Source organism: Xanthomonas sp. WCS2018Noco2-27, assembly GCF_031843525.1.
Taxonomy (GTDB): domain Bacteria; phylum Pseudomonadota; class Gammaproteobacteria; order Xanthomonadales; family Xanthomonadaceae; genus Xanthomonas.
In genome coordinates, this window is the sequence record NZ_JAVTIK010000001.1 from 169914 (window position 1) to 193501 (window position 23588).

At 64.9% G+C, this 23588-nt stretch carries 14 protein-coding genes, 1 tRNA gene and 1 other RNA gene; 7 read left to right on the forward strand and 9 right to left on the reverse strand.

What is annotated here, in order from left to right:
* Nucleotides 1–55 precede the first annotated feature (55 nt).
* Entirely contained in the window at nt 56–1750 is a 1695-nt protein-coding gene (asnB, locus tag RQH86_RS00755) for an asparagine synthase B (protein ID WP_311260555.1), read from the forward strand.
* Nucleotides 1751–1816: 66 nt separating this feature from the next.
* On the opposite strand, the gene hpaM is transcribed toward asnB, so the two are convergent.
* The 4 genes from hpaM to RQH86_RS00775 all read right to left on the reverse strand — a co-directional run bounded on the left by hpaM (nt 1817) and on the right by RQH86_RS00775 (nt 8446).
* On the reverse strand, nt 1817–2869 hold the full coding sequence (hpaM, locus tag RQH86_RS00760) for a type III secretion-associated outer membrane-bound protein HpaM (protein ID WP_055845076.1): 1053 nt from the start codon (nt 2867–2869) through the stop codon (nt 1817–1819).
* 299 nt (nt 2870–3168) lie between these two features.
* Entirely contained in the window at nt 3169–5310 is a 2142-nt protein-coding gene (locus RQH86_RS00765; RefSeq protein ID WP_311240155.1) for a TonB-dependent receptor, read from the reverse strand.
* Between the two features lie 192 nt (nt 5311–5502).
* Nucleotides 5503–5570, reverse strand: a non-coding RNA gene (locus RQH86_RS00770) — sX9 sRNA.
* A 470-nt stretch (nt 5571–6040) separates the two neighbouring features.
* Nucleotides 6041–8446, reverse strand: a complete 2406-nt coding sequence (locus RQH86_RS00775) for a penicillin acylase family protein (RefSeq protein WP_311240156.1) — start codon at nt 8444–8446, stop codon at nt 6041–6043.
* Between the two features lie 265 nt (nt 8447–8711).
* Between RQH86_RS00775 and bfr the strand changes: the two genes are divergently transcribed.
* The gene (gene bfr, locus RQH86_RS00780; protein ID WP_074059611.1) at nt 8712–9197 is read left to right on the forward strand and encodes a bacterioferritin; all 486 of its coding nucleotides are present in this window, start codon (nt 8712–8714) and stop codon (nt 9195–9197) included.
* 284 nt (nt 9198–9481) lie between these two features.
* On the opposite strand, the gene RQH86_RS00785 is transcribed toward bfr, so the two are convergent.
* The 3 genes from RQH86_RS00785 to RQH86_RS00795 all read right to left on the reverse strand — a co-directional run bounded on the left by RQH86_RS00785 (nt 9482) and on the right by RQH86_RS00795 (nt 14075).
* Nucleotides 9482–10138, reverse strand: coding sequence for a thiopurine S-methyltransferase (locus tag RQH86_RS00785; protein WP_115553395.1), 657 nt, complete (start codon nt 10136–10138; stop codon nt 9482–9484).
* A 781-nt stretch (nt 10139–10919) separates the two neighbouring features.
* The gene (gene parC / locus RQH86_RS00790) at nt 10920–13163 is read right to left on the reverse strand and encodes a DNA topoisomerase IV subunit A (RefSeq protein WP_055845059.1); all 2244 of its coding nucleotides are present in this window, start codon (nt 13161–13163) and stop codon (nt 10920–10922) included.
* Between the two features lie 60 nt (nt 13164–13223).
* Nucleotides 13224–14075 carry a helix-turn-helix transcriptional regulator gene (locus RQH86_RS00795; RefSeq protein ID WP_311240157.1) on the reverse strand — a complete coding sequence of 284 codons (852 nt, stop codon included), beginning with the start codon at nt 14073–14075 and terminating at the stop codon, nt 13224–13226.
* Nucleotides 14076–14197: 122 nt separating this feature from the next.
* Between RQH86_RS00795 and RQH86_RS00800 the strand changes: the two genes are divergently transcribed.
* The 5 genes from RQH86_RS00800 to RQH86_RS00820 all read left to right on the forward strand — a co-directional run bounded on the left by RQH86_RS00800 (nt 14198) and on the right by RQH86_RS00820 (nt 20526).
* The gene (locus RQH86_RS00800; RefSeq protein ID WP_055845053.1) at nt 14198–14638 is read left to right on the forward strand and encodes a MarR family transcriptional regulator; all 441 of its coding nucleotides are present in this window, start codon (nt 14198–14200) and stop codon (nt 14636–14638) included.
* Nucleotides 14635–16149 carry an efflux transporter outer membrane subunit gene (locus RQH86_RS00805; RefSeq protein ID WP_311240158.1) on the forward strand — a complete coding sequence of 505 codons (1515 nt, stop codon included), beginning with the start codon at nt 14635–14637 and terminating at the stop codon, nt 16147–16149. Before RQH86_RS00800 ends, RQH86_RS00805 begins: the two co-directional genes overlap by 4 nt.
* Nucleotides 16150–16159: 10 nt before the next feature.
* The gene (locus RQH86_RS00810) at nt 16160–17353 is read left to right on the forward strand and encodes an efflux RND transporter periplasmic adaptor subunit (RefSeq protein ID WP_055845048.1); all 1194 of its coding nucleotides are present in this window, start codon (nt 16160–16162) and stop codon (nt 17351–17353) included.
* A 6-nt stretch (nt 17354–17359) separates the two neighbouring features.
* Nucleotides 17360–18940 carry a DHA2 family efflux MFS transporter permease subunit gene (locus tag RQH86_RS00815; RefSeq protein ID WP_115512116.1) on the forward strand — a complete coding sequence of 527 codons (1581 nt, stop codon included), beginning with the start codon at nt 17360–17362 and terminating at the stop codon, nt 18938–18940.
* Between the two features lie 251 nt (nt 18941–19191).
* The gene (locus RQH86_RS00820; RefSeq protein ID WP_311240159.1) at nt 19192–20526 is read left to right on the forward strand and encodes a serine hydrolase domain-containing protein; all 1335 of its coding nucleotides are present in this window, start codon (nt 19192–19194) and stop codon (nt 20524–20526) included.
* A gap of 563 nt (nt 20527–21089) precedes the next feature.
* Here RQH86_RS00820 and RQH86_RS00825 read toward each other — a convergent pair.
* Nucleotides 21090–21176, reverse strand: a tRNA-Leu gene (locus RQH86_RS00825).
* Nucleotides 21177–21307: 131 nt separating this feature from the next.
* A complete protein-coding gene (locus RQH86_RS00830) occupies nt 21308–23554 on the reverse strand; it encodes a beta-glucosidase (protein WP_311240160.1) in 2247 nt (748 codons plus the stop codon).
* Between the last annotated feature and the right edge of the window lie 34 nt (nt 23555–23588).

Sequence of the window (23588 nt, forward strand, 5' to 3'; positions counted from 1 at the left end):
GCAGCATGCTCGTCCACCGGCCATCCATCCCCGCAGTTTCATCAGGAGTGTTTCCATGTGTTCCATCTTCGGCATTTTCGGCCTGCAACCCGGCGACGATCTGCAGGCCCTGCGCCGGCAGGCGCTGGAATGTTCGCAGCGGCAGCGGCATCGCGGTCCGGACTGGAGCGGCGTGTATGTCGACACCGGCGCGATCCTGGTGCACGAGCGGCTGGCCATCGTCGACCCGGCCGGCGGCTCGCAGCCCTTGCTCTCGGAAGATGGGCAGCTGGCCTTGGCGGTGAATGGCGAAATCTATAACCATCGCGAACTCAAGCAGGAGCTGCAGCAGCCGTACGTCTTCCAGACCGGCTCCGATTGCGAGGTGATCAACGCGCTGTATCGCGAAGATGCACCGGCCTCGTATCTCAACCGCCTCAACGGCATCTTTGCGTTCGCGCTGTGGGACAAGGCGGCCGGGCGCGTGATCATTGCGCGCGACCCGATCGGCGTGGTGCCGCTGTACTGGGGTCACGATCGTGAAGGCCGCCTGCGCGTGGCTTCCGAGCTGAAATCGCTGGTGGACGATTGCGCCGATGCCGCACAGTTTCCGCCGGGCCATTGGTACGACAGCGCCACCGGCGCATTGAGCCGCTACTACGAGCGCGCCTGGCGCGAATACGGCGAAGTGGAAGGCGTGCAGGTGCAATTGCAGGAATTGCGCGAAGCCTTTGAGCGTGCGGTGCATCGTCAGTTGATGACCGACGTGCCGTACGGCGTGTTGCTCTCGGGCGGTCTGGATTCGTCCTTGGTCGCAGCCGTCGCCGCGCGTTATGCACGGCATCGCATCGAAGAAAACGACACCACCGAAGCCTGGTGGCCGCGGCTGCATTCGTTCGCGATCGGCCTGAAAGGCTCGCCCGATCTTGCCGCTGCAGAAGTCGCCGCCGCAGCACTGGGCACCGTGCACCACGGGTTCGAATACACCTTCGAAGAGGGCCTGGACGCGTTGCCGGAAGTGATCCGTCACATCGAAACCTACGACGTCACCACCATTCGCGCGTCCACGCCGATGTTTCTGCTGGCGCGGCGCATCAAGGCGATGGGCGTCAAGATGGTGCTGTCGGGCGAAGGCAGCGACGAAATCTTTGGTGGCTATCTGTATTTCCACAAAGCACCGAACGCGCGCGAATTCCATGAAGAATTGGTACGCAAGCTGGATGCACTCAACAACTTCGATTGCCTGCGCGCCAACAAGTCGATGATGGCCTGGGGTGTTGAGCCACGCGTGCCGTTCCTGGACCGCGAGTTCCTGGATGTGGCCATGCGCATGGATGCCAGCTTCAAGATGATCGACAAGACCAGCACCGGCGCCACGCGCATGGAAAAGGGCGTGTTGCGCGAAGCGTTCGCCGGCTACCTGCCCGAATCGATCCTGTGGCGGCAGAAAGAGCAGTTCAGCGATGGCGTGGGCTACGGCTGGATCGATGGGCTCAAGGCGCATGCCGCCGCGCATGTGAGCGACCGCGAGCTGGCTGCGGCCGACCGGCGTTTTCCGGTCAACTCGCCGCAGACCAAGGAAGCGTATTTCTATCGCAGCCTGTTCGAGCAGTTTTTCCCGAGCCAGGCGGCGGCAGAAACAGTGCCGGGCGGCAAGTCGATTGCGTGCTCGTCACCGACCGCGATTGCCTGGGATGCGAGTTTTGCGGCAATGGCCGACCCGTCGGGCCGTGCGATCGCCGGCGTGCACGAGCAGGCACTGGCCTCGTAACGCGCGTTGCAACTGCAGCGGCCGGCATGCGCTAACGCGCTGCCGGCCGCTCTGTAGTGCACGTGTTTACTGCTCGTGGCGCACGCAATAGCCGTAGCGCTGCGGCTCGATATCCACACCGGCCACATCGGCCTGGTTGTTGCGCCACAGGTTGGGCTTGAAGTCGGCCGCGGTGCAGTTGGCGGCACGGTCCACACCGATGGTGTAGGTGAACGGCGTATTGGAGAAGCGGTTGTTCTCGAACACGTTGTCCTGACTCATGCTGTTGTCCCAGCACAGGATTTCCGGCGTGCGATAGCGGATGGCGCAGGCCAGGAACACGCCGGCCACCTTGTTGCCATCGAACACGTTGTTGCTGAAGCGGTTGCGCCGCGCATCGGACAGATAGATGCCCTGGCTGCCGTTACGTTCGAAGCGGTTGTTGCGGATCTCGCTGTCTTCCAGATGTTCGGTGGTCAACCCGGCCGCCACGTTGTCGTGGATGTAGTTGTTGACCATGGTCACCTTGGCGGTGCGGTTGAACGACACGCCGTCCCAGATCGCGCCGGACACATCGTTGTTTTCGATGGTGATCTCGCGCGTGTCGTATTCGCTCAACAGACAGGCGCTACGGCACTTGTTGACCTGCAACCCCGCCAGGCGAATGCCTTGGCCGGAGCGCACCACCACCGCGCTGTTGCTCAGGTACGGGCGCTCGGGCATGAATTCCTTGTCGCCGGTGCTGGCAACGATCTGCATGTCTTCGATGCTGACATTGCGGATCACGCCGGTCGGCTGCTGATTTTCGTAGTCGCCCACCACCAGTGCTGGTTGCTGCACGCCATCGGCCATACGCAAGACCGTGCTTGGGCCTTTGCCGCGCAAGGTCAGGTTGCCGCGGTGGATCGAGACCAGCCCACGCAGCGGAAATTCGCCTTTTTCCAGGCACAACACCGACGGCGTATCGCCTTGCGGCAGTTTATCGATGGCCTTTTGCAGATCCTGCCCCGGCTTCACCTTGGCGGTGCAGCTGGCGACAGGCGCGTCGGGTGGGCCGGATTTGGCCGGTGGTGCGGCCGAGCAGGCGGCTGCAAACACCAGGGGCAACAGGGCGGAAACGGAGCGGGCAAGCTGAGGCATGCGGATTCCGGTCAGTGAGGGGAGGGGGCGATCGGTGTGGAGAGATCTCCAGATCGCGACGGCCTCTAGTGTGTCCCACCGAACGTTAAGTTCCAGCCCATGACGGCCTGCGCGATTCGGCGCAGGTTCATTGCGTGGCAATTGTGCGCAGTGCAACTGTGCTTCAACGTGCAGTTGCGGTGGTGGTGAGTGCGTGTTGCATGGACGCAGGCGTGATCGTGATGGCGATGCTTGCCGGAGGGCGGCGCCGGCATTGCAAGCGTCCGTGCTGCAGCTACTTGAGCGACGAGTCGCCGTGCTCAGAAGGTATACGCCAACTGCGCATAGAGGCGTCGCGGCTCGCCTGGAAAGTGTCCGCCACGCGCGTTGAAGCCGCTCATCGCGTACACCTTGTCGAATAGATTCTTGACGTTGATCTGCAGCTTCCATGCGTCCCATTGCGTCTGCCAGCTGATGTCGTAGATGGCGTACGGCTTCACGCGCTGGCCGTCCAGGCTGACGCGCTCGCCCACGTAGTCGGCGCCGAAGGCCACCGCCGAGCGCCAGGCCGGCAGGTCGTAGCGGGTCCACAGCCCGAGCGTGTTGCGCGGTGCATTGGCGAAGCGATCGCCCGATGCATTGGTGATGCCGTCGCTACCGGCATCGAGCACGCGCGCATCGTTGTAGGCGTATGTCAGGTTGAGCACCCAGCGCTGGGTCAGGTCGGCCAGCAGGTCGACTTCCAGCCCTTCGCTGCGCACCAGGCCCAGCGCAGATAGTTGGTTGACGCCATCGACGACGCTGCCATTGGCCTGCACGATGTTGCTGCGCTCGATGCGATACAGCGCGGTGTTGAGCGTCAAGCCGCCATCGTTGAGCGCGGTCTTCAGGCCAAGCTCCCATTGTTTGCTGCGCTCCGGGTCGAATGGCCCGCCGACGCTCGCATCCTGATTTGCCGCGTCCTGCGGCACAAACCCGCTGGCGTAACTCGCATAAGCATTGACGCCATCGCGCAGTACAAAGGTGCTGCCCACGCGCCAGCTGAGGTCGTTGCCGGTGATGCGCGAGCCATCCAGCAGGTTGTCGTCCTTGAAGCCATCCCAGCGCAGTCCGGCCATCGCATACCAGCGTGGGGTCAACGTCAGTTCGTCCTGCAGATACGCGCCGTAGCGCAGGCTACGCGTGCTGGTGGCACGCCAGGGCAGCGTGTCCAGGCCGTAATCGTAAAAGCCGCTACGCCCGTAGACCGGGTTGAACAGGTCGATGCCCGGCACCGTCCCGCGCACGCGTCCGCTATCTGCGGTGTTTGCCGTTTGCGCGCGGAAATCGGCATCCAGGCGATAGTAATCGGCGCCCATCAGCAGCTTGTGTGCGATGGCACCGGTGCTGGTACGGAACACCGCATTGACGTTGCTGGAAATGGCATCGTTGTCGCGGTACTGGTTGCGTAACTGCCGCGTCATCCACTCGGCGGTGCCGTCGCGATCGCGGTCGATCAAGCCCATCGGCTCGTGATAGATCTGATGCTCATCGTTTTTGAACCAGCGCAGCGCCATGTCCACATCCCACGCACTGGAGGGCGCAAACCGATACTGCGCGAAGGCGACCTTGGCGCGCATGTCGAGAAAATCGGTGGGCTCGTTGTGGTTCCAGCGACGGTCGGTGAGGAAGTTGCCGTCGTCATCGACCGGCACGCCGCGCAGGCGATTGCCGCCCAGGTTCTGGGTGATATCGGTGTATTGCAGGGTGAGCTCGCCGGTGTCGCCGATATCGAAGGCCACCGAGGCATCGCCGATCTGGCTTTGGCTATCGGTGTTCCGGCGAAAGCCATCCTCGCCATCGGCATAGGCACCGATGCGATAGCGGATGCGGCCGTCTTCGCGCGCCGGGCCGGTGGCTTCGAACGACGCTGCGCCGAACGATTGATTGCCCAGCTGCAGCTCCACCCGCCGCTGCGTCTGCTGTGCAGGCTTGCGGGTGACGTAGTTGATGACGCCGCCGGGTTCGCCGCCGCCGTACAGCGCACCGGCCGGACCCTTGAGCACTTCCACGCGCTCGATGTTGAACAGCTGCGGCACCGAAAAACCGGCATACGGATCGCCACGCAGACCGTCGTAGAGCACGTTTTCCTGTCGGAACCCGCGCAAGGTGACGCCCGCGTAGCTGAAGAAACTGATGCCGCTGATGCTGCGATACAGATCGGTGATCTGGCGCGCGGCCTGGTCGTCGATCAACTCGCGCGGCAGCACCTGCACCGATTGCGGCACCAGCGCCAGCGGCGTGTCGGTGCGCGTGGCGACCGCTGCATCGTCGGATTTGTACAGCGTCTGCGCACGGCCGACCACATTGACGCCATCGAGTTCGGTGACCGCAGCCGAGGTGCTGGTGTGCTGAGCGAAAGCGGATGGCGAGGGCAGGGCGAGCGCAGCGGTCAGCGCGGTGACAAGAAGCGTGGGGCGCATTGGTCGTTAATGATAATGGTTATCAAATGCATCTTATCATGCTGTGCTCGCTTGATCACATGCCCTGCCAGCCGTGCGGATGTCTGGACGCTGGAACCTGAAGATCTGCGATGTGCGGCATCCAAAACGCCAAACGCCAAACGCCGAACGCCGAACGCCGAACGCCAAACGCCAAACGCAACCCATAAGCGTGGCTAACGAAACGTAGCGAACAGTCGTCAGGCGGGGCGCGGAGTAACCGGAGCGTATGCGTGGTACATACCCCACCGAGCAATGGCCGCGCCCGCCTGATGGCTGCACAGTCTTTTTTTAGCTGCTCTAAATGCAGACGTCAGAAGTGCAGCGCTCTCCCTCTTCCGATGGGAGAAGGTGCCCGAAGGGCGGATGAGGGGACACACGAAGCCTCGTGGTGTTTGTCATGCACAAGCCGCTTGAAACAAGCCGAGGCTGCGTCGCATCGCATGCCATCGGTCGCATGCGTGCGCACGTACCCTCACCCCAACCCCTCTCCCGCAGGAGAGGGGCTACTGCGGCTCGACCATTTCTTCGCTTGCGTCGAGACCGGTATCCGACAAATCGGACAACGCCAGCGCGCCTACTGCGGCTGCAAACGCAGCGTGTGCGTTGTGGTGGTCGGCAGGTCTCCCGCAGGAGAGGGGCTACTGCGGCTCAATCATTTCTTCGCTTGCATCGAGACCGGTATCCGACAGATCGGACAACGCCAGCGCGCTTACTGCGGCTGCAAACGCAGCGTGTGCGTTGTGGTGGTCGGCAGGAACGGAGTCGGACGGCCGTGGACCCAGTCGTCGTGGCCGGCGCCCCAGAACGGCGACAGTGGGTGGCCGCTCTGGCCGCCGGGCATGTGCACGATGCCGTCCTGCTCGTGGCCGGGCGACACCACCATGCGTTCGGAGGCGCCAAAGGCCGGGCCCTGGACGCGCGGCATGTCGCGGTCGCCTGGGAGTTGGTCGGCCGGCATGCACAGCCAGCGCGCGGCCAACGCCGGCAGCGCGCGTGCGATCGGGTGGCAGATGGCGGCGGTGTTGCGCTCGCCCCAGGTGCGTTTGTCGAGTGGCTGGCCTGGGTCGGCCTGCGCCACCAACTCCGCTTGCGCATTGCGTGCAGCATCGCTCAGCAATTGGTCCCAGCTTGCAAAGGCAGGCGGCAGCAGGTTGGCGGGGCGCTGCTGCAAGATCGGCCAGACGATGCCTTCCAGCTGTGCGCGACGCGGCGTCAGGAACTGCTCGCCCAATGCGGATTGGGCGGGCGCCAGCAGACCGGCTTCTACCGCATCGATGGTCTTGCTGCGGAAATCGCGCACGATGCGGTAGCTGGCCGACGTGGTGGATGCATGGCCGTCCCACTGCTGCGTTGCTTGTTCGATCTGCTGCAACGCCGGGTCCTTGCTGTGCTCGACCACGCTGCGCAACAGCTGCCACCAACGCGTCAGCAACAGCGCACGGTCGTCCAGCTGGATCGCCAGCAGATCGCGCTCGCTAAAGCGCTGCTTTGCGAACAGATCGTCGCGGATCTGCTGCGCACGCGCGCCGAGGTCGTAGCCGGCATTGCCAAGCGTGGCCAGTTGTTGCGTATCGACCACGCGGCTATTGGCCGTCCATAGCCGATGCGAGGGCGGGTCGACCAATGCCGGCGCCACATCGCTGCGCACCGGCCATGGCATGCAGGTGGCCGGTGGTGTGCCGGTCTGCGCAGGAGGTGTGGGCAAGGTCGGCTGCGCTGCAGAGGTCGCAAGCTCGGCAATGCCGGTCGGGCTGCATCCGGCGTTGCGCGCAGGACGTGCGCCGATCAGGCGCCAGGCGATGCGCCCGCTGCGGTCGGCCAGCAACAGGTTCTGTGCCGGAATGCCCGAGCGGTCGGCCACTTCAAATGCGCTCTGCAGGTCGCGTGCGCTGCTCATCTGTGCGAAGTCCAGACGGATTGCGCCGGGTAGCTGCGCGGCCCAGCGCAGCGCCAGCAGGCTGCCATCGGGGTTTTCATGCAGGATCGGCCCCCACGCCGCTTCGCGTACGTCCAGGCGCACCGGCGCAGCGCCCGCCACACGAATCGTTTCCACATGCGTGGTCAGCGCTTGCGGATGCTCGGGCGTGGCGGCGGGAATCCGCGCAAAGTCGGCGGTATCGATATAGCTGTTGGTGAACGCCCAGGCCACATGGCCATTGCTGCCGACCACCACCGCGGGCAGGCCTGGCAGGGTGAAGCCGGTGACGTCCACCTTGCCGTCTGGCGCCGCGGTGTCGGGATAGCGCAGCCGCGCGCGGAACCAGATGTTGGGCGCGCGCAGGCCCAGATGCATGTCGTCGGCGACGATGGCGCGGCCGTCGGCCGTGAGGCTGCCATCCACTGCAAAATTATTGCTGCCCGGGGTGGGTTGCTCGGCAGGCGGTGTAGCGGGCGGATGCGGCAAGCGACGCAGATCCAGCGCAGCCGCATCGGGCAACACGGCATCGCCGTGCGCCGCGCCGAACAGCGGTGCGTCCCAGCTGGAGCCTTGATGATCGAGTAGCGCCGCCAGGGCGGGCGGCACCACGGCGCGGATGCGCGCGGCAGCCAGTTCGGTCTGATTGTCGCTGTCCTGCAGGTCGGCATACATCGCCAGGCCGGTGAGGATGGAGTCCTCCAACGTCCAGGCGCGCGGGGTCTGGCGCAGCAGCAGATATGGCCACGGCCGCACCGGCAGCGCGGCCAGACCTGCATTCACGCCGTCGGTGTAGGCCTGCAGAGCCGCGCGCTGGCTGCCGGCGGCTATGTCCAGGTTGGCATGCACGCGCGCGCGCAGCCGATGCACGCGGTTGCGCTTGTCCAGATCCACCGCTTTGGGGCCGAACAGTTCGGACAATTCACCGGCAGGCGCGCGGCGCATCAGATCCATCTCGAAATAGCGCTCCTGCGCATGCACGTAGCCGAGTGCGCGCATCGCATCGGCCTGGCTGGCCGCGTCGATGGTGACCACGCCGTTGTGGTCGCGCTGCACGCCGACTGGGGCGGTCAGGCCGGTCAAGGGCGTCTCGCCGTCCAACTGCGCCAGGCTGCCGCGCAGCAGCAGATACAGCGTCAGGCCGGCGGCGAGCACCAGTACCACAGTTGCCAACATCAGCCGGGTCAGCCATTTGCGCATCGTCTATTCCTTGGAGCGTGGTTCGTGGGTAGCCGACAGACCTTGGCGGGCAGTAGGGCGGGAGCGGCCGCACAGGCGCATCAAATGCAGCGCCGGCCGATACCGCCCGTTTGCCGCTGCGCCGTGGTGGTGTGGGGCGTCTCAGTGTGGCTGCGGATCATGACCGCGACGGGTCTTGCCGCAAGCGCAACTGAAAGTGATTCCGATTAGATCATTGCCCGCCGGCTTAGTGCACCATGCGCGCATTGCGTTGCTGGAGCACACCATGAAAGGCCATCCCGAAGTCGTCGATTACCTCAAGCAGCTGCTACGCGGCGAACTGGCGGCACGCGACCAGTATTTTCTACATTCGCGCCGCTACGAGGATCAGGGCCTGATGGCGCTGTACGAGCGCATCAACCATGAGATGCAGGAAGAGACCGAGCACGCCGACGCGTTGCTACGTCGCATCCTGTTCCTGGAAGGCGACCCGGATATGCGTCCGGCGGAGTTTGCGCCAGGCAAGACCGTGGTCGAGATGCTCGAGCGCGATTTGGTGGTGGAATACGAAGTACGCGCGGCGCTCGCTGCCGGCATGAAGCTGTGCGAAGAGCACGGCGATTACGTCAGCCGCGACATGCTGCTCAAGCAGCTGCAGGACACCGAAGAAGATCATGCCTGGTGGCTGGAGCAGCAGCTCGGCCTGATCAAGCGGATTGGCCTGGAGCTGTACCAGACCTCGAAGATCGACAAGGGCCACGTGGCCGGTTGATTGCGGGATCGCTGTTGACCGCTGTGCGGTGCAGCCGCGCGGCGGTGGCGGAGGTGGCGGAGGCATATGGGCCATCGCGATTGACGGCCCACGCATCGATTGCGCCCCGATCGGATGTGCTGATCCCATCGCTCTACCGCTGGTCGAGCTGAGATAGATCGCCGGCCTGGTGCCGGCGTTTTTCGTCAAGGCCGTCCAGACGTCGAAAGTGGCGTTGCAGACCTTGTCTCGACGTTGCCTGCGGTCAGTCGCGATGTAGCCGACACTGGCGGTGAGGCCGGGTCTCAGCTGCGTTGCAGGCGATACACCGCGGTGGATAGTGCGGTGACGCCATCGGCACGGAAGCGCGGTTCCTGCTCCAGGATGTCGCGCTGTTCCAACTGCTGCGCCTGCCATTGCGCCTGAAACAGCGTCTGCACCTCGGCCGCATCCACCGCGAAGGGTGGGCCGGCCTTTTCGGCTTGCGGATAATCCAGCGTAATCAGTAGCCCGCGACACATTGCAGGCAAGCGCGCGTAGGTGGTTTCCAAGTACCGCCGGCGCAGTTCCGCTGGCAAGGCCACCAGCGCGGCGCGGTCGTAGACCGCTGTGCAATCGGCCAATATGCTTGCGTCCAGCGCAAAGGCGTCGCCGCAGATGATCTCGATGGGGCCGGCGACGAAATGTTCGCCAGCGCTGCTGGTGTGGCGCTGCGGTTGCAGGTTGGCCTCATCGAAGAACTGCGTCACGGCCAGCGGCGAGAGCTCCACGCCCAGGACACGATGGCCTTGCGCAGCCAGCCAATGCAGATCCAGCGTCTTGCCGCAGAGCGGCACCAATACGCGTGCAGCGAGTGGCAACTGCAGTGCGGGCCAGTGCTTTTGCAGCAGCGGCATCACCTCATCCTGATGAAAGCCGGTCTGCCCGTCCTGCCAGCGCTGTAGCCAGAAGTCTGTGTCCATGCTGTTGCCTTGTTGGTTTGCGTTGACGAGTGACGTAGTGGCGGGAATAGCAGTGACATCTCAGATCTAAAGGAGCCGATCAGACCGCACAGCGCCGGGCATCCGCGCGACATGCACACCGACCATCTTGACTGGTCCTTGCCCGCCCGCCGTCGCGGGACCTTATGCGGCATGGATGCCGCATAAGAGCTACATGGACGTACTTGCAGCGTGTCCTGCGATGGTGGGCGGGCAAGGGCCCTGCAGTAAATCCGCAGATCAACCACGCTACAACCGACGCATCTGCACCGTGCGAGGCAGAGCTTGAGCTTCAGCGTCGTCTCGTTGTTCCAAGCCGAGCTGATCGAGGGCGCGATGCCCTCAGCGCTCGCGGGACACGTCGTATATCCATCCATGGAGACTCCGTGGCGACATCCATGTCGCCACAGGGTCCCGCGAGCGCTGAGGACATCGCACCTGCAATTTGGCCGTGTGCTGATAGGAACCACAACGCCGGCCGCGCCTATCTGGCGGTGATTTTATTAGCCACTCAAAACGCCCGGACAACGTGCAGTCGCGCGGCGCGTCAGCGAACCACCGTTACTGAGCTTCCAGCCTGTCCACCTTTTGTTGCGCCTCAGTGAATCAGGGCTCAGCGTCAGTGCCAACCGCGCCGCCGTGCATCACCGCGATGACAGACCGTTACTGCACTTCCAGTCCATCGACCTTTTGCCGCATCTCAGTGAAAAGCGGCGGCGGTAATGCCAGCCGCGCCGCCGCGCGCCGATTGGATGACAGGCCGTTACTGCACTTCCAGTCCATCCACCTTTTGCCACCCTCGCGGCAACAACGAGCCACGACTCGCACGTGTGCCCACATACGTGTCCAGATCCTTGAACGACAGGCTCATGGTGCGCGCGCCGCTGCGGACCAGCAGGGTGTTGCCCGGTGCCACCGCGACCACCGCCACCACGCGCTCGGTGCCGAGTTTGGCCTTGGGGATCTCGATGATCTTGTTGCCTTTGCCCTTGTCCAGCTCAGGCACGTCGGTGGCCGGCACGGCCAGCAGGTTGCCGGCGCTGGTGACGGCGACGATGCGGTCAGTCTGCGGGTTGCTCACCTGCGCGGGGCTCAGCACATGCGAGCCGGCGGTCAGGTTGAGCATCGCCTTGCCGGCCTTGTTGCGGCCGGTGAGGTTTTCGAAACGGGTCACGAAGCCGTAGCCGTGCGAGGACGCCAGCACGAAGCGGGTGGCGTTGTCGGCACTGGCCATGACCTGGAACGAGGCGCCGGAGGCCGGCGAAAAACGCCCGGTCAGCGGTTCGCCGTTACCACGTGCAGAGGGCAGGGTATGCACGGCAGTGGAATAGGCGCGGCCGTCCGAATCCAGAAACGCCACCTGATGCGTGCTGCGGCTACGCACCGCGGTCAGCAGGCTGTCGCCATCGCGGTACGACATGCCGGCCGGATCGACCTCGTGGCCCTTGGCTGCGCGCACCCAGCCCTTTTCCGACAGCACTACCGTCATCGGTTCGCTGGCGACCATCTCGGTTTCGTCGATCGCTTGCGCCGCGCCGCGCTGCACCAGCGGCGAGCGACGCGCGTCGCCGAACTTCTTGGCGTCGGCGGTGAGCTCGTCCTTGATCAGCTTCTTCAGCTTGGTCTTGCTTTCCAGGATGGCCATCAACTGCGCGCGTTCCTTGGCCAGCGCTTCCTGCTCGCCACGGATCTTCATTTCCTCCAGGCGCGCCAACTGACGCAGCTTGGTTTCCAGGATGTATTCGGCCTGTTCCTCGCTGAGCGCGAAACGGGCGATCAACACCGGCTTGGGTTCGTCTTCGCTGCGGACGATGCGGATCACTTCGTCCAGATTGAGGAAAGCGATCAACAAGCCTTCCAACAAGTGCAGGCGACGCTCGACCTTCTGCAGGCGATGGTTGAGGCGGCGGGTGACGGTGTCGCTGCGGAAGGTCAGCCACTCGGTCAGCAGCTGGCGCAGATTCTTGACCTTCGGGCGGCCATCCAGGCCGATCACATTGAGATTGACGCGGTAGCTGCGTTCCAGATCGGTGGTGACGAACAAGTGGCCCATCAACTGCTCGGCATCCACGCGATTGGAGCGCGGCACCAGGACGACACGCACCGGGCTGGTGTGGTCGGATTCGTCGCGGATATCTTCCAGCCACGGCAGCTTCTTGGCGCGCATCTGTTGGGCGATCTGTTCGATCACCTTGGACGGCGACACCTGATACGGCAGGGCATCGATGACGATGTTGGCGTGTTCTCGTTTATAGGTGGAACGTGCGCGCACGCTGCCATGGCCGGTCTCGTAGATGGCGCGCAGGTCGGCGGCCGGGGTAATGATCTCCGCGGTGGTCGGGTAGTCCGGGCCCAGCACGTGTTCGCACAGGTCGGCGACCGTGGCATCGGGGTCGTCGAGCAGGCGCAGCAGCGCGCTGACGATCTCGTTGAGGTTGTGCGGTGGCACGTCGGTGGCCATGCCGACGGCAATGCCGGTGGTGCCGTTGAGCAGCAGGTGCGGCAGGCGCGCCGGCAACCAGGTCGGCTCTTCCAGGGTGCCGTCGAAGTTGGCCGCCCAGTCGGTGGTGCCCTGGCTGATCTCGCCCAGCAGCACTTCGGCGATCGGGGTGAGCTTGGATTCGGTGTAACGCATCGCCGCAAACGACTTGGGATCGTCGGTAGAACCGAAGTTGCCCTGGCCTTCGATCAGCGGGTAGCGGTACGAGAACGGCTGCGCCATCAGCACCAGCGCTTCGTAGCACGCGCTGTCGCCGTGCGGATGGTACTTACCGATGACATCGCCCACGGTGCGCGCGGACTTCTTCGGCTTGGCGGCCGCGTTCAGGCCGAGCTCGCTCATCGCGAAGATGATGCGGCGCTGCACCGGCTTCAGGCCGTCGCCCAGGAACGGCAGGGCGCGGTCGAGCACCACGTACATCGAATAATCGAGATAGGCGCGTTCGGCGTACTCGCGCAGCGGCAGCTGTTCGAAGCCGTGGAAGGTGGGGCGGGTCAGATCGGTCATGTAAAGCCAGGTCCTGCGAAAGAAGAACCCGCACCAGAGCGCGGACTCGAAGAGCGCCGATTATCCGGATGCGGCGGGGGATGCCAAGCCGCGCGCGTGGCCGGCAGCCAGATAACGGGTGGGCGGGGCGCCGAAATGGCGGTGAAACACACTGACGAAGGCACTGGGGCTGCTGTAGCCGAGCTGGTCGGCCACCTGCGCCACGGCGCTGCCCTGGCTGAGCCGGCGCAGACCTTCGGCCAGCCGGGCTTGCTGGCGCCACTGCGCAAAACTCAACCCGGTCTCGTCGCGAAAATGCCGGCTCAGGCTGCGCGGCGACAGCCCGCCCCAATCGGCCCAGGCATCGAGCGGGCGCGGGTCGGCGGGGGTGGCGAGCAATTGCCGGGCAATCCGCAGCAGGCGGCGGTCGGCCGGCATCGGCAGGTGCAGGTGGTCGATCTGGACCTGGCATAGCTCGTCCAGCAGCACCGCGGCCAGCCGTTGCTGGGCGGTATCCAGCGGCTGATCCAGCGGCCAGCTGGCGGCGCGCATGATCGCTTCGCGCGCCAACCCGGTCAGCCGGATCACGCCGCCTTGCGCAGGCAGGGCGGCGCAGGCATCCGGCCGCACCACCACGCCCCAGCCGCGCATCGGACCGGCCAGCTCTACGGTGTGCTGCTGGCCGGGCGGCATCCAGCCGGCGCAACCCGGTGGCAGCGACAGCGCGCCTTGCTCGGTGTGCACGGTCAGCACGCCTTGCTCGACAAACATCAATTGCCCGCGCACATGCGTATGCCAGGCGGTCTCCGGCGCCCACACCGCGCGTAGGTCGGCCAGGAACGCGATCAGCACCGGCCCGTCGGCCCATTCGAAGCTGGCACGTACGCCAGGGGGAAGGGCGTCCACGGTCGTTGGCGAGTTTTCGATAGTCATTGGCCTGATTGTATTACCGGGCCAGACGGAGTGGCGCGTAAGGTGACGATCCTTGCTGACGGTTTAATCCCGGTTGAGATATTTGCGTTGACAAATATATTTTTCGGAACAAAATGTGCTGCATGAATTTAACCCCCACCGCTCCGCCGTCGTTCGGGTTGCTGTTGCGCCAGGTGCGCGACGCACTGATGCGTCAGCTCGAGGCCGAGATGAAGGGCGAGCTGCCCGACTTCGGTTTCAGTCACTACGTCGGTCTGAAGATCCTGGCAGTGCGTTCGCCCTGCACGGCCAACGAACTGGCGCAGGCGCTGGACCAGACGCCGAGCGCGGTGACCCGCCTGCTCGACAAGCTCGAGGCCTTGGGCGCAGTGCGGCGCGAGCCGCATGCCCAGGACCGGCGCGCGCTGCAGATCGTCATGACCGAGCAGGGCGTGGCGCTGTGGGAACGGCTGCGCTTGCGCGGTGAACGTGCGATCGAGCATGGCCTGCGCGACCTGGATGCCCCTGAGCGCGAGCAACTCACCTCCCTTCTTATCCGTGTCCGCGATGCACTCAACTCATGAACGCTGCTAGTTCCTTCATCCAGACGCTGCGCCCGCGCTCGATGCGCCTGGCGCGGCCGCTTGTTCTCACCGCGTTGACGCTGGCGCTGGCGGCCTGCGCCAGCAGCCGTGGCCTGGCGCCGCAGGGCACCGTGCTCGACGCCAGCCAGCTGCGTGCCGAGCGCACCCTGGCGCAAGCCGGGCTTAGCCCGGCCGCATGGCCGGCTAGCGATTGGTGGCGCGCGCTGGGCGATGCGCAATTGAATGCGCTGATCGGCGAAGGCCTGCAGCACAGCCCCAGCCTTGACGCCGCCGACGCGCGCCTGCGCCAGGCACAGGCCCGTATCGGCACCGCGCAGGCCGATCGCGGCCCCAGCCTGTCGGTCTCCGGCGGCTATGCAGGCGTGCAGTTGCCGGAATCGGTGGCCGGCGCGGAACGCGGCGGACGCTTTGGTGGTAACGGTCAGCTTGTGGTGGATTTCCGCTACGGCGTGGACCTGTGGGGCGGCAAGCGCGCCGCCTGGGAAGCGGCGGTGGACACCGCGCACGCGGCCGAGGTGGATGCGCAGGCAGCGCGCCTGAACCTGTCGGCGGCGATCGCCGAAGCCTATGCGCAGCTCGACTACGCCTGGCGTCTGCACGATGTGGCCGACGAAGAACTGGCGCGCTCGCGCAAGACCGTGGAACTCACCCAGCAGCGCCGCAGTGCCGGCATCGACAGCGATCTGCAACTGCGTCAGGCGCAGGCCCGGGTGCCGGCCGCGCAGCAGCAGGTGCAGTCGGCGCAGCAACAGATCGACGAGGCGCGTAACGCGCTGGCGGCGTTGCTTGGCCAGGGCCCGGACCGCGGGCTGGACATCGCACGCCCGGTGCTGGGCGCGACCATTGCCGCGCAGCTGCCGAGCAACCTGCCGGCCGATCTGCTCGGCCGTCGCCCGGACGTGGTGGCTGCGCGCTGGCGCGTGGAGGCGGCCGACAAGGACATCACTACGGCCAAGACGCGCTTCTATCCCAGCTTCAACATCATCGCCCTGGGCGGCGTGGTGAACCGCGATGTCGGCCAGTTGCTGGAAAGCGCGTCGGTCTTCGGCGTGGTTGCGCCGGCATTGAGCCTGCCGATTTTCGACGGCGGCAAGCTGCGCGCCAGTCTGGCCGGCAGCGACGCCCAATACGACCTGGCGGTGGCCGACTACAACCAGAAAGTGATCGCGGCACTGCGCGAAGTGGCCGACCAGGCCAACGCAGTACGTTCGCTGGAGCAACGCGCACGTGCGCAGGACGACGCCGTGCAGACCGCTGCTGCGGCATTCGATCTGGCGCAGCAGCGCTACCGTGCCGGTATCGGCGGCTATCTGGACGTGCTCAGCGTGCAGGAGCAATTGCTCGTCGCACGCCAGCGCATGGCCGGGCTGCAGTCGCAACAACTTTTGGCCTCGGTGATGTTGCAGCGTGCGCTGGGCGGCGGATTCACGCCGGAGCCCGCACGCGACACCGCACACACCGCGCCCACTTCCGCACAACCGAATTCCTGAGACATCGACGATGAGCCAGACGACTCCAACTTCTTCCCAACCCGCGCCCGCCGCACCGAGCAAGCGCCGTGCGGCGCTGCGCATCGTGGCCATTGTGGTGATCCTGGCGATCATCGGCATCGTGACCTGGTACGTCCTGGTCGGCCGCTGGTATGAGGACACCGACGACGCCTACGTGCAGGGTAACCAGGTGCAGATCACCCCGATGGTGGGCGGCACGGTGGTCAGCATTGGCGCCGAAGACGGCATGCGCGTCGAACGCGGCCAGCTGCTGGTGCAACTGGACCCGGCCGATACCGCAGTGGCGTTGCAGCAGGCCGAAGCCAACCTGGCCAAGACCGTGCGCCAGGTGCGTGGTCTGTACCGCAGCGTGGAAGGCGCGCAGGCCGAATTGTCGGCACGCGAAGTCACCTTGCGCAGTGCCCGTGCCGACTTTGCGCGACGCAAGAATCTGGCTGCCAGTGGCGCCATTTCCAATGAAGAACTGGCGCATGTCCGCGAAGAACTGGCTGCCGCCGAAGCGGCAGTGAGCGGCTCGCGCGAGAGCTTCGAGCGCAACCGTGCGCTGATCGACGACAGCGCGTTGTCCAATCAGCCGGATGTACAGACGGCTGCAGCGCAGGTGCGTCAGGCCTATCTCAACCACGCACGTACCGGTGTGGTGGCACCGGTGTCCGGCTATGTCGCACGCCGTTCGGCGCAGGTTGGCCAGCGCGTGCAGCCGGGTAGCGTGCTGATGGCGGTGGTGCCGCTGGAGCAGGTGTGGGTGGAAGCCAACTTCAAGGAAACCCAGCTCAAGCACATGCGCCTGGGCCAGGAAGTGGAACTGCATTCGGATCTGTACGGCGGTGGCGTCGACTACACCGGTCGCATCGAGAGCCTGGGCCTGGGCACCGGCAGCGCGTTCTCGCTGTTGCCGGCGCAAAACGCCAGCGGCAACTGGATCAAGATCGTGCAACGCGTGCCGGTGCGCATTGCGGTGGACAGCAAGCAACTGGCCGACAACCCGCTGCGCATTGGCTTGTCGATGAAGGTCGACGTCAATCTGCATGACCAGCAGGGCAGCGTGCTGCCGACCAAGCTGGCGACCGGCTCGGTGTTCTCCACCGATGTGTATGCGCAGCAGTTGCAGGCTGCCGACGCCGACATCCATCGCATCATCCAGGACAACCTGCCGTCGCAGGCTGCCAGCAAGGCGGGCTAAGCCACCATGTCTTCGCAAGCTCCCACCGCGTCCGGCGGCCCGGCGGCGCCGGCGCCCGCTGCCGGCTTTCGTCCGGCCAGCGTGGCGTTGTGCACCATGGGCCTGGCCATGGCCTCGTTCATGCAGGTGCTGGACACCACCATCGCCAACGTCTCGCTGCCGACCATCGCCGGTAATCTCGGCGCAAGTTCGCAGCAGGCTACCTGGGTCATCACCTCGTTCGCGGTGAGCACGGCGATCGCGTTGCCGCTGACCGGCTGGTTGAGCCGGCGCTTTGGCGAGACCAAGTTGTTCGTGTGGTCGACGCTGGCGTTCACCGTGGCATCGCTGTTGTGCGGCTTGGCGCAGAGCATGGGCATGCTGGTGGTCGCACGCGCGCTGCAGGGGTTTGTCGCCGGGCCGATGTATCCCATCACCCAGAGCTTGCTGGTGTCGATCTACCCGCGCGAAAAACGTGGGCAGGCGCTGGCGTTGCTCGCAATGATCACCGTGGTCGCGCCGATTGCCGGGCCGATCCTGGGCGGCTGGATTACCGACAACTACAGCTGGGAATGGATCTTTCTGATCAACGTGCCGCTGGGCATCATCGCCAGCAGCATTGTGGGGTCACAGCTGCGGCATCGCCCCGAACAGCTCGAAAAACCACGCATGGATTACATCGGCCTGATCCTGCTGGTGGTCGGCGTGGGCGCGCTGCAGCTGGTGCTGGACCTGGGCAATGACGAAGACTGGTTCTCGTCCGACAAGATCGTGGTGCTGGCCTGTGTCGCCGCCGTGGCGCTGGTGGTGTTCGTGATCTGGGAACTCACCGACAAGGACCCCATCGTCGATCTCAAACTGTTTCGGCACCGCAACTTCCGCGCCGGTACCTTGGCGATGGTGGTGGCGTATGCGGCGTTCTTCAGCGTGAGCCTGCTGATCCCGCAGTGGCTGCAACGCGACATGGGCTATACCGCGATCTGGGCGGGCCTGGCCACCGCGCCAATCGGCATCCTGCCGGTGTTGATGACGCCGTTCGTGGGCAAGTACGCATTGCGGTTCGATCTGCGCATGCTCGCCACAGTCGCCTTTATCTTTTTGTCGTTCACCAGCTTCCTGCGCTCCAACTTCAACCTGCAGGTGGACTTCAGCCACGTGGCCACCGTGCAATTGGTGATGGGTGTCGGCGTGGCGTTGTTCTTCATGCCGGTACTGCAGATTCTGCTATCGGATCTGGACGGGCGCGAGATCGCGGCCGGCTCCGGCCTGGCCACGTTCCTGCGGACGTTGGGCGGCAGTTTTGCTGCATCGCTGACCACGTATCTATGGGCGCGCCGCACGCAAGTGCACCACGCGCACATCACCGAACACATCTCGGTCTACACGCCCGGCATGCAGGAGCAGGTCACTGCGATGGGGCAGGGCGACCTGCAACGCGGCGCGGCCTCGCTCAACAACATGATCAACCACCAGGCCTCGCAGATGGGCTTCAACGACATCTTCTATCTGCTTGGCTGGACCTTCCTGGCGATCATCTTCTTCCTGTGGCTGGCGAAGCCGCCGTTCGGTGCAGGTGCCGGTGGTGCGGCGGCGGCTGGGGGGCACTGAGCGCACGGCAGCTTGTGCCGCTCGGCTAGACTGGCGCTGTTCACTCAGGAGCAGCGCTGATGGTCAGGTGTTGGGCAGGTAGGGCACCCACGGATGGAGCGTCGCCAGCCACGACGCGATCATCGCGTCTGCCAGCGCGGCGACTACACCTGCCGCAGTGGTTTGCATGGTTGCTGCTGTGTCTTGCAGTGTGCTGTTGCTTTCCCGTTGCTGCCACGCCTGAGCCTCTGGCCGACCGTCTGACCCGGCAGATGCAGCTCAATCGGCAACGCTACGGCATCGTCGGCCAGGCGGTGGTTGTCGTGCACAACGGCAAGCAGGTGTTTCGCGGAGTCGACGGCGTTGCCGATCTGCAGACGCAGCAGCCGGTCACGCCCGAGCAGATCTTTCCGGCGTTTTCGGTCGCCAAGCTGTTTGTCAGCACCTTGATCATGCAATTAGTGGAAGCAGGTGAGATCGACCTGGATCAGCCGGCCAGGCAGTATCTGCCTGCGTTACCCGAACCCTGGAAGCACATCACCGTTCGGCAGCTGCTCGATCACACCTCCGGTCTGCCGGAGTACTTCGAGCCGTCGCAGATGCGTGGCGCGGACGAGGCCAATACGCGCTTTGCGTCCAGCGCGCAGACGATGTTCGAGCGACTGGCCACACAGCCCTTGGTTGCCGTTCCCGGTAGCGAAACGCGCTACACCAACACCAATTACGTGGTGCTTGCGCAGCTACTGCAGGCGCACTACCGCAAGCCGTATCCGCAGATTGCATCGGAGCGGATCATCACCAAACTGCATCTGACGCACACATCAATTGGACTCCCACTGTTGCCTGCGCATCGCGTAGCCAGCGCGTATCTCGGCACCGACGGCAAGCTGGAGCCGGAGCCCACTGTCGCCTTGCCGGAGTACGCGCTGGCGCATGGGCAGTTGTACACAAACGTCGACGATCTGAGCACGTTTCTGGAGGCGGTACGGACCGGGCGCCTGGTGGGCAAGGAGACCCTGCGCAAGCTCTGGCAACCGCAGACGCTTCCCAATGGGCAGCGCGGCTGGTTCGCCAGTGGCTGGGAGGTCGGGCAAGACGACGCGTATCAATCGGTCGGCCACGATGGCGGCGCGCGAGTGCGGGTGCGGATCCTGTTCGATACGACGCTTGATGGCGACAGCTACAGCGTGGTCTATCTCATTAATGGCAGTGCGCGCGGTGTGTGGAGCAGGGTCCTGCTGGACAGCGTCCTTGCCACGCTCTCAGTGCAACGGTTTCCCAGCAAATCGCTGGCTGAAATGCTGATCGCATTCGCACTGCGCGCTCCCGACGAGCAGGAGACCCGCACCTTTGCGCAGGCACTCCGGGCACGGCCCGGTCTGTCCGACGCGGCGCTCGAACGGGCGATCAACACCACCGGCTACACCGTGCTATCCAACCTGGGCGCCACCGCCGCGATCAGTGTGTTTGCACTCAACGTGGACTTGTTCCCGGCATCGAGCAATGCGCGGGACAGCCTGGCGGAGGCGTATGAGGCGGCCGGAGACCTTGCACGCGCCAAGCGCATCAGGCAAGCGATCAAGGACAAGTCCAGCAGTCCTGACTAAGCGCAGCTAAAACTCCACGGTCGCGGTAAAGCCAGATGCCGCCGCTGTCGGCGAGCACATTGAACGCTGTACCAAGGCCGCATTGGTGCGATCACATCTGCGCCCGATGCATCTGCGACGGGCCAGTGCGCCTGCTGTGCCCGCGCGGGCGGGCTGAGCGTGGCGATCAGCAACAAGGCACGTGGCAGCGAGCTACGCATAGAGATTGCCGTGATGGTGACGCGGCATCCTCATGCGTGTGGATCGCGTGCGGCGAGTGTCGAAAGTCACTGCCTCGCGCGCTACGGCGCTTGGGTGTCTGTAAAACACCGCGGCGGCGTGCAGCCATGTGGTGTTTGTTGGCAGCACATGGCTTTGGATTACTGCGGCTGCGCGTGCTGCGCGGCGTGAGCTTGGCTGGTGCTCAGTGACCTTGCCACGCGATGCATCAATCAATCGCCGGACCTGCCGCCGGAGACTGCCTGCAACAGACCACGGCTCAGCGGCCAGTAGTGCGCTAAAGCAAACACCCAAACGCAAAAAACCCCGCCGGAGCGAGGTTTTTTACGATCTACCGTGAGTCGTGGTGCCCAGGAGAGGACTCGAACCTCCACGAAGTTGCCCCCGCTAGCACCTGAAGCTAGTGCGTCTACCAATTCCGCCACCTGGGCGACTCAGGGGGCGAATTGTGCAAGCTGCGCGTGCGGCTGTCAACGCACTTTCCTACATTTTTTGTGTGCGGCATGCAGCGCTCGGCAGCTGGACGCGGCGGGCGAATGGATCGCGCGCGCCGCGCCGCTGGTTACGGCAGTTGCGTCGCCTGCAAGCGGACCTCCGCACTCTGCACCGGCTCATTCGCCGAGCGTGCCAGTTGCACGCGGTAGGTGCCGGCAGCGATCTTCCAATGACGTGCCTTGGCATCGAAATCGGCCAGCGTCTTCGGTTCTGCAATCACCTGCACGCTGCGCTTTTCGCCGGGCTTGAGGGTGAGCTTCTGCCAGCCGATCAGGCGTAGCGGTGTGGCATGGCCATCGGGCAAGGTGACGTAGAGCTGCGGCACCGCAGCGCCTTCGCGCTGGCCGGTGTTCTCCACCTCGAAGCGTGCGGTGAGGGTGCTGCCTTGCGCGTCCACCTGCAGCCCGCCCATGCGAAATTGCGTGTACGACAGACCGTGCCCGAACGGATAACGCGGGGTGAGCTTGCGCGCGGCAAACCACTTGTAGCCGACGTTGGCGCCTTCGATGGCGTAATCGATGCTGTCTTCGCCCGGCTTGGCCGGCTTGAAGCCCAGGCCCGGAATCGACGGGCGCGGCAACTGCGATTCGTCCACCGGCCAGGTCACCGGCAGATGGCCGGAGGGGTTCACCGCGCCGGTCAGCAGATTGGCGATCGCTTCGCCGCCGCCGATACCCGGATACCACACCTGCAGCACCGCCGGTACGCGCTCGGCCCAGGGCATGCGCACGGGACCGTTGGTTTCCAGCACCACGGTGGTCTTGGGGTTGGCCTTGGCCACTGCGTCGATCAACGCATCCTGGTTGTCGGGCAACTGCATGTCCGGCAGGTCCACCGATTCGGCGGCCCATTGGGTGGCGAACACGATGGCGACATCGGCTGCTTTGGCCGCACGTGCGGCCGCATTGCGGTCCTTGCCGTCGACGTACTCGATCTGCACGTTCGGCAATGCCGCGCGCAGTGCCTGCAACGGCGAGGACGGATGGATGATGACCGGGCCGGGCCAGGTGGTCGGGGTGAGCCCGGGCACCGCGTTGCCGCCATTGATGGTGTAGTCCACCCGCGAGGAGCCGCCGCCGGACATCACGCCCTTGTCGGCGTAGCCGCCAATCACCGCGATGCGGCGCACGTCCCTGGAGAGCGGCAACAGGGCCTGCTCATTACGCAGCAGCACGCTGCCTTCTTCGGCCACATGCTGCGCGGCCAATTGCCCGGCCTTGCCATCGATGGGTTGGTGCTGGGTCGGGTGATCGAACGCGCCATGCGCAAACAGGCTGCGCAGCACGCGCTTGACCATGTCGTCGAAGCGCGCGCGCGGCACCACGCCGGCGCCCACCGCCATGCGCAACGGCGCATCGAAGAACACCGCCGCATCGAACACTTCGCCGGCCGATTGCTGATCCAGTCCAGCCAGCGCGGCCTTGGAGCCGCTGTGCACGCCGCCCCAATCGGACATCACATAGCCGGGGTATTTCCATTCCTGCTTGAGCACCTGATTGAGCAGGTAATCGTGCTCGCAGCCGTAGATGCCGTTGATCTTGTTGTACGAACACATCACCGACGCCGGGTCGCCGATCTTCAGCGCAATCTCGAAGGCCAGCAGGTCCGACTCGTGCATCGCCTGCTCGCCAATGTCGGCGCTATGGAAGTTGCGCCGGGTTTCCATGTCGTTGAGCGCGAAGTGCTTCATCGTCGACAGCACGTGTTCGCTCTGCACGCCGCGGATCGATTCGCCGACCATGGTGCCGGCCAGCAACGGGTCTTCGCCGGCGTATTCGAAGTTGCGCCCGTTGCGCGGATCGCGCTGCAGGTTGACGCTGCCGGCCAGCAGCACGTTGAAGCCCTGCTGCCAGGATTCGCGGCCCATGGTCTTGCCGCCGGCAAAGGCCAGCTGCGGGTTCCAGCTGGATGCCGTGGACGGGCCGGACGGCATCGCGGTGGCGAAGTCGCCCTTGCGGATGCCACCTGGATTGGTCACGCCCACGCCGGCATCGGCCAGCTGCTGCGCGGGGATACCCAAGCGTGGAATGCCGGGCACATAGCCTGCCGACCCCAGCGCGCCTTCCGGCTTGGGAATCTTGTCGGTGCCCAGGCCGAAATAGCTGCGCAGCATCTGGAATTTTTCGTCGTTGGTCATCTGCGCCAGCAGCCGGTCCGCACGTTGGTCGGCGGTCAACGCGGTGTCCATCCATGGCTGCGCTGCCGCTGCGGATTGTGCGAGTGCCAACGGCGCAGTCAGCGCAATGCCCAGGCCCATGACCACCGCCAAGACGAGCGGGCGAGGGCGAAGAGTAGTCGTTGTAAACGGTTTCATAGCGGGATGTGGCACGGGGTGTCCTTGTGGTGCT

Coding starts and splice junctions, on each gene's coding strand:
- hpaM (WP_055845076.1), bottom strand. CDS start 2,869: ATGCCTCAGCTTGCCCGCTCCGTTTCCGCCCTGTTGCCCCTGGTGTTT.
- RQH86_RS00820 (WP_311240159.1), top strand. CDS start 19,192: ATGCAGCTCAATCGGCAACGCTACGGCATCGTCGGCCAGGCGGTGGTT.
- RQH86_RS00795 (WP_311240157.1), bottom strand. CDS start 14,075: ATGACTATCGAAAACTCGCCAACGACCGTGGACGCCCTTCCCCCTGGC.
- RQH86_RS00830 (WP_311240160.1), bottom strand. CDS start 23,554: ATGAAACCGTTTACAACGACTACTCTTCGCCCTCGCCCGCTCGTCTTG.
- RQH86_RS00810 (WP_055845048.1), top strand. CDS start 16,160: ATGAGCCAGACGACTCCAACTTCTTCCCAACCCGCGCCCGCCGCACCG.
- RQH86_RS00805 (WP_311240158.1), top strand. CDS start 14,635: ATGAACGCTGCTAGTTCCTTCATCCAGACGCTGCGCCCGCGCTCGATG.
- RQH86_RS00800 (WP_055845053.1), top strand. CDS start 14,198: ATGAATTTAACCCCCACCGCTCCGCCGTCGTTCGGGTTGCTGTTGCGC.
- parC (WP_055845059.1), bottom strand. CDS start 13,163: ATGACCGATCTGACCCGCCCCACCTTCCACGGCTTCGAACAGCTGCCG.
- RQH86_RS00765 (WP_311240155.1), bottom strand. CDS start 5,310: ATGCGCCCCACGCTTCTTGTCACCGCGCTGACCGCTGCGCTCGCCCTG.
- RQH86_RS00775 (WP_311240156.1), bottom strand. CDS start 8,446: ATGCGCAAATGGCTGACCCGGCTGATGTTGGCAACTGTGGTACTGGTG.
- bfr (WP_074059611.1), top strand. CDS start 8,712: ATGAAAGGCCATCCCGAAGTCGTCGATTACCTCAAGCAGCTGCTACGC.
- RQH86_RS00815 (WP_115512116.1), top strand. CDS start 17,360: ATGTCTTCGCAAGCTCCCACCGCGTCCGGCGGCCCGGCGGCGCCGGCG.
- RQH86_RS00785 (WP_115553395.1), bottom strand. CDS start 10,138: ATGGACACAGACTTCTGGCTACAGCGCTGGCAGGACGGGCAGACCGGC.
- asnB (WP_311260555.1), top strand. CDS start 56: ATGTGTTCCATCTTCGGCATTTTCGGCCTGCAACCCGGCGACGATCTG.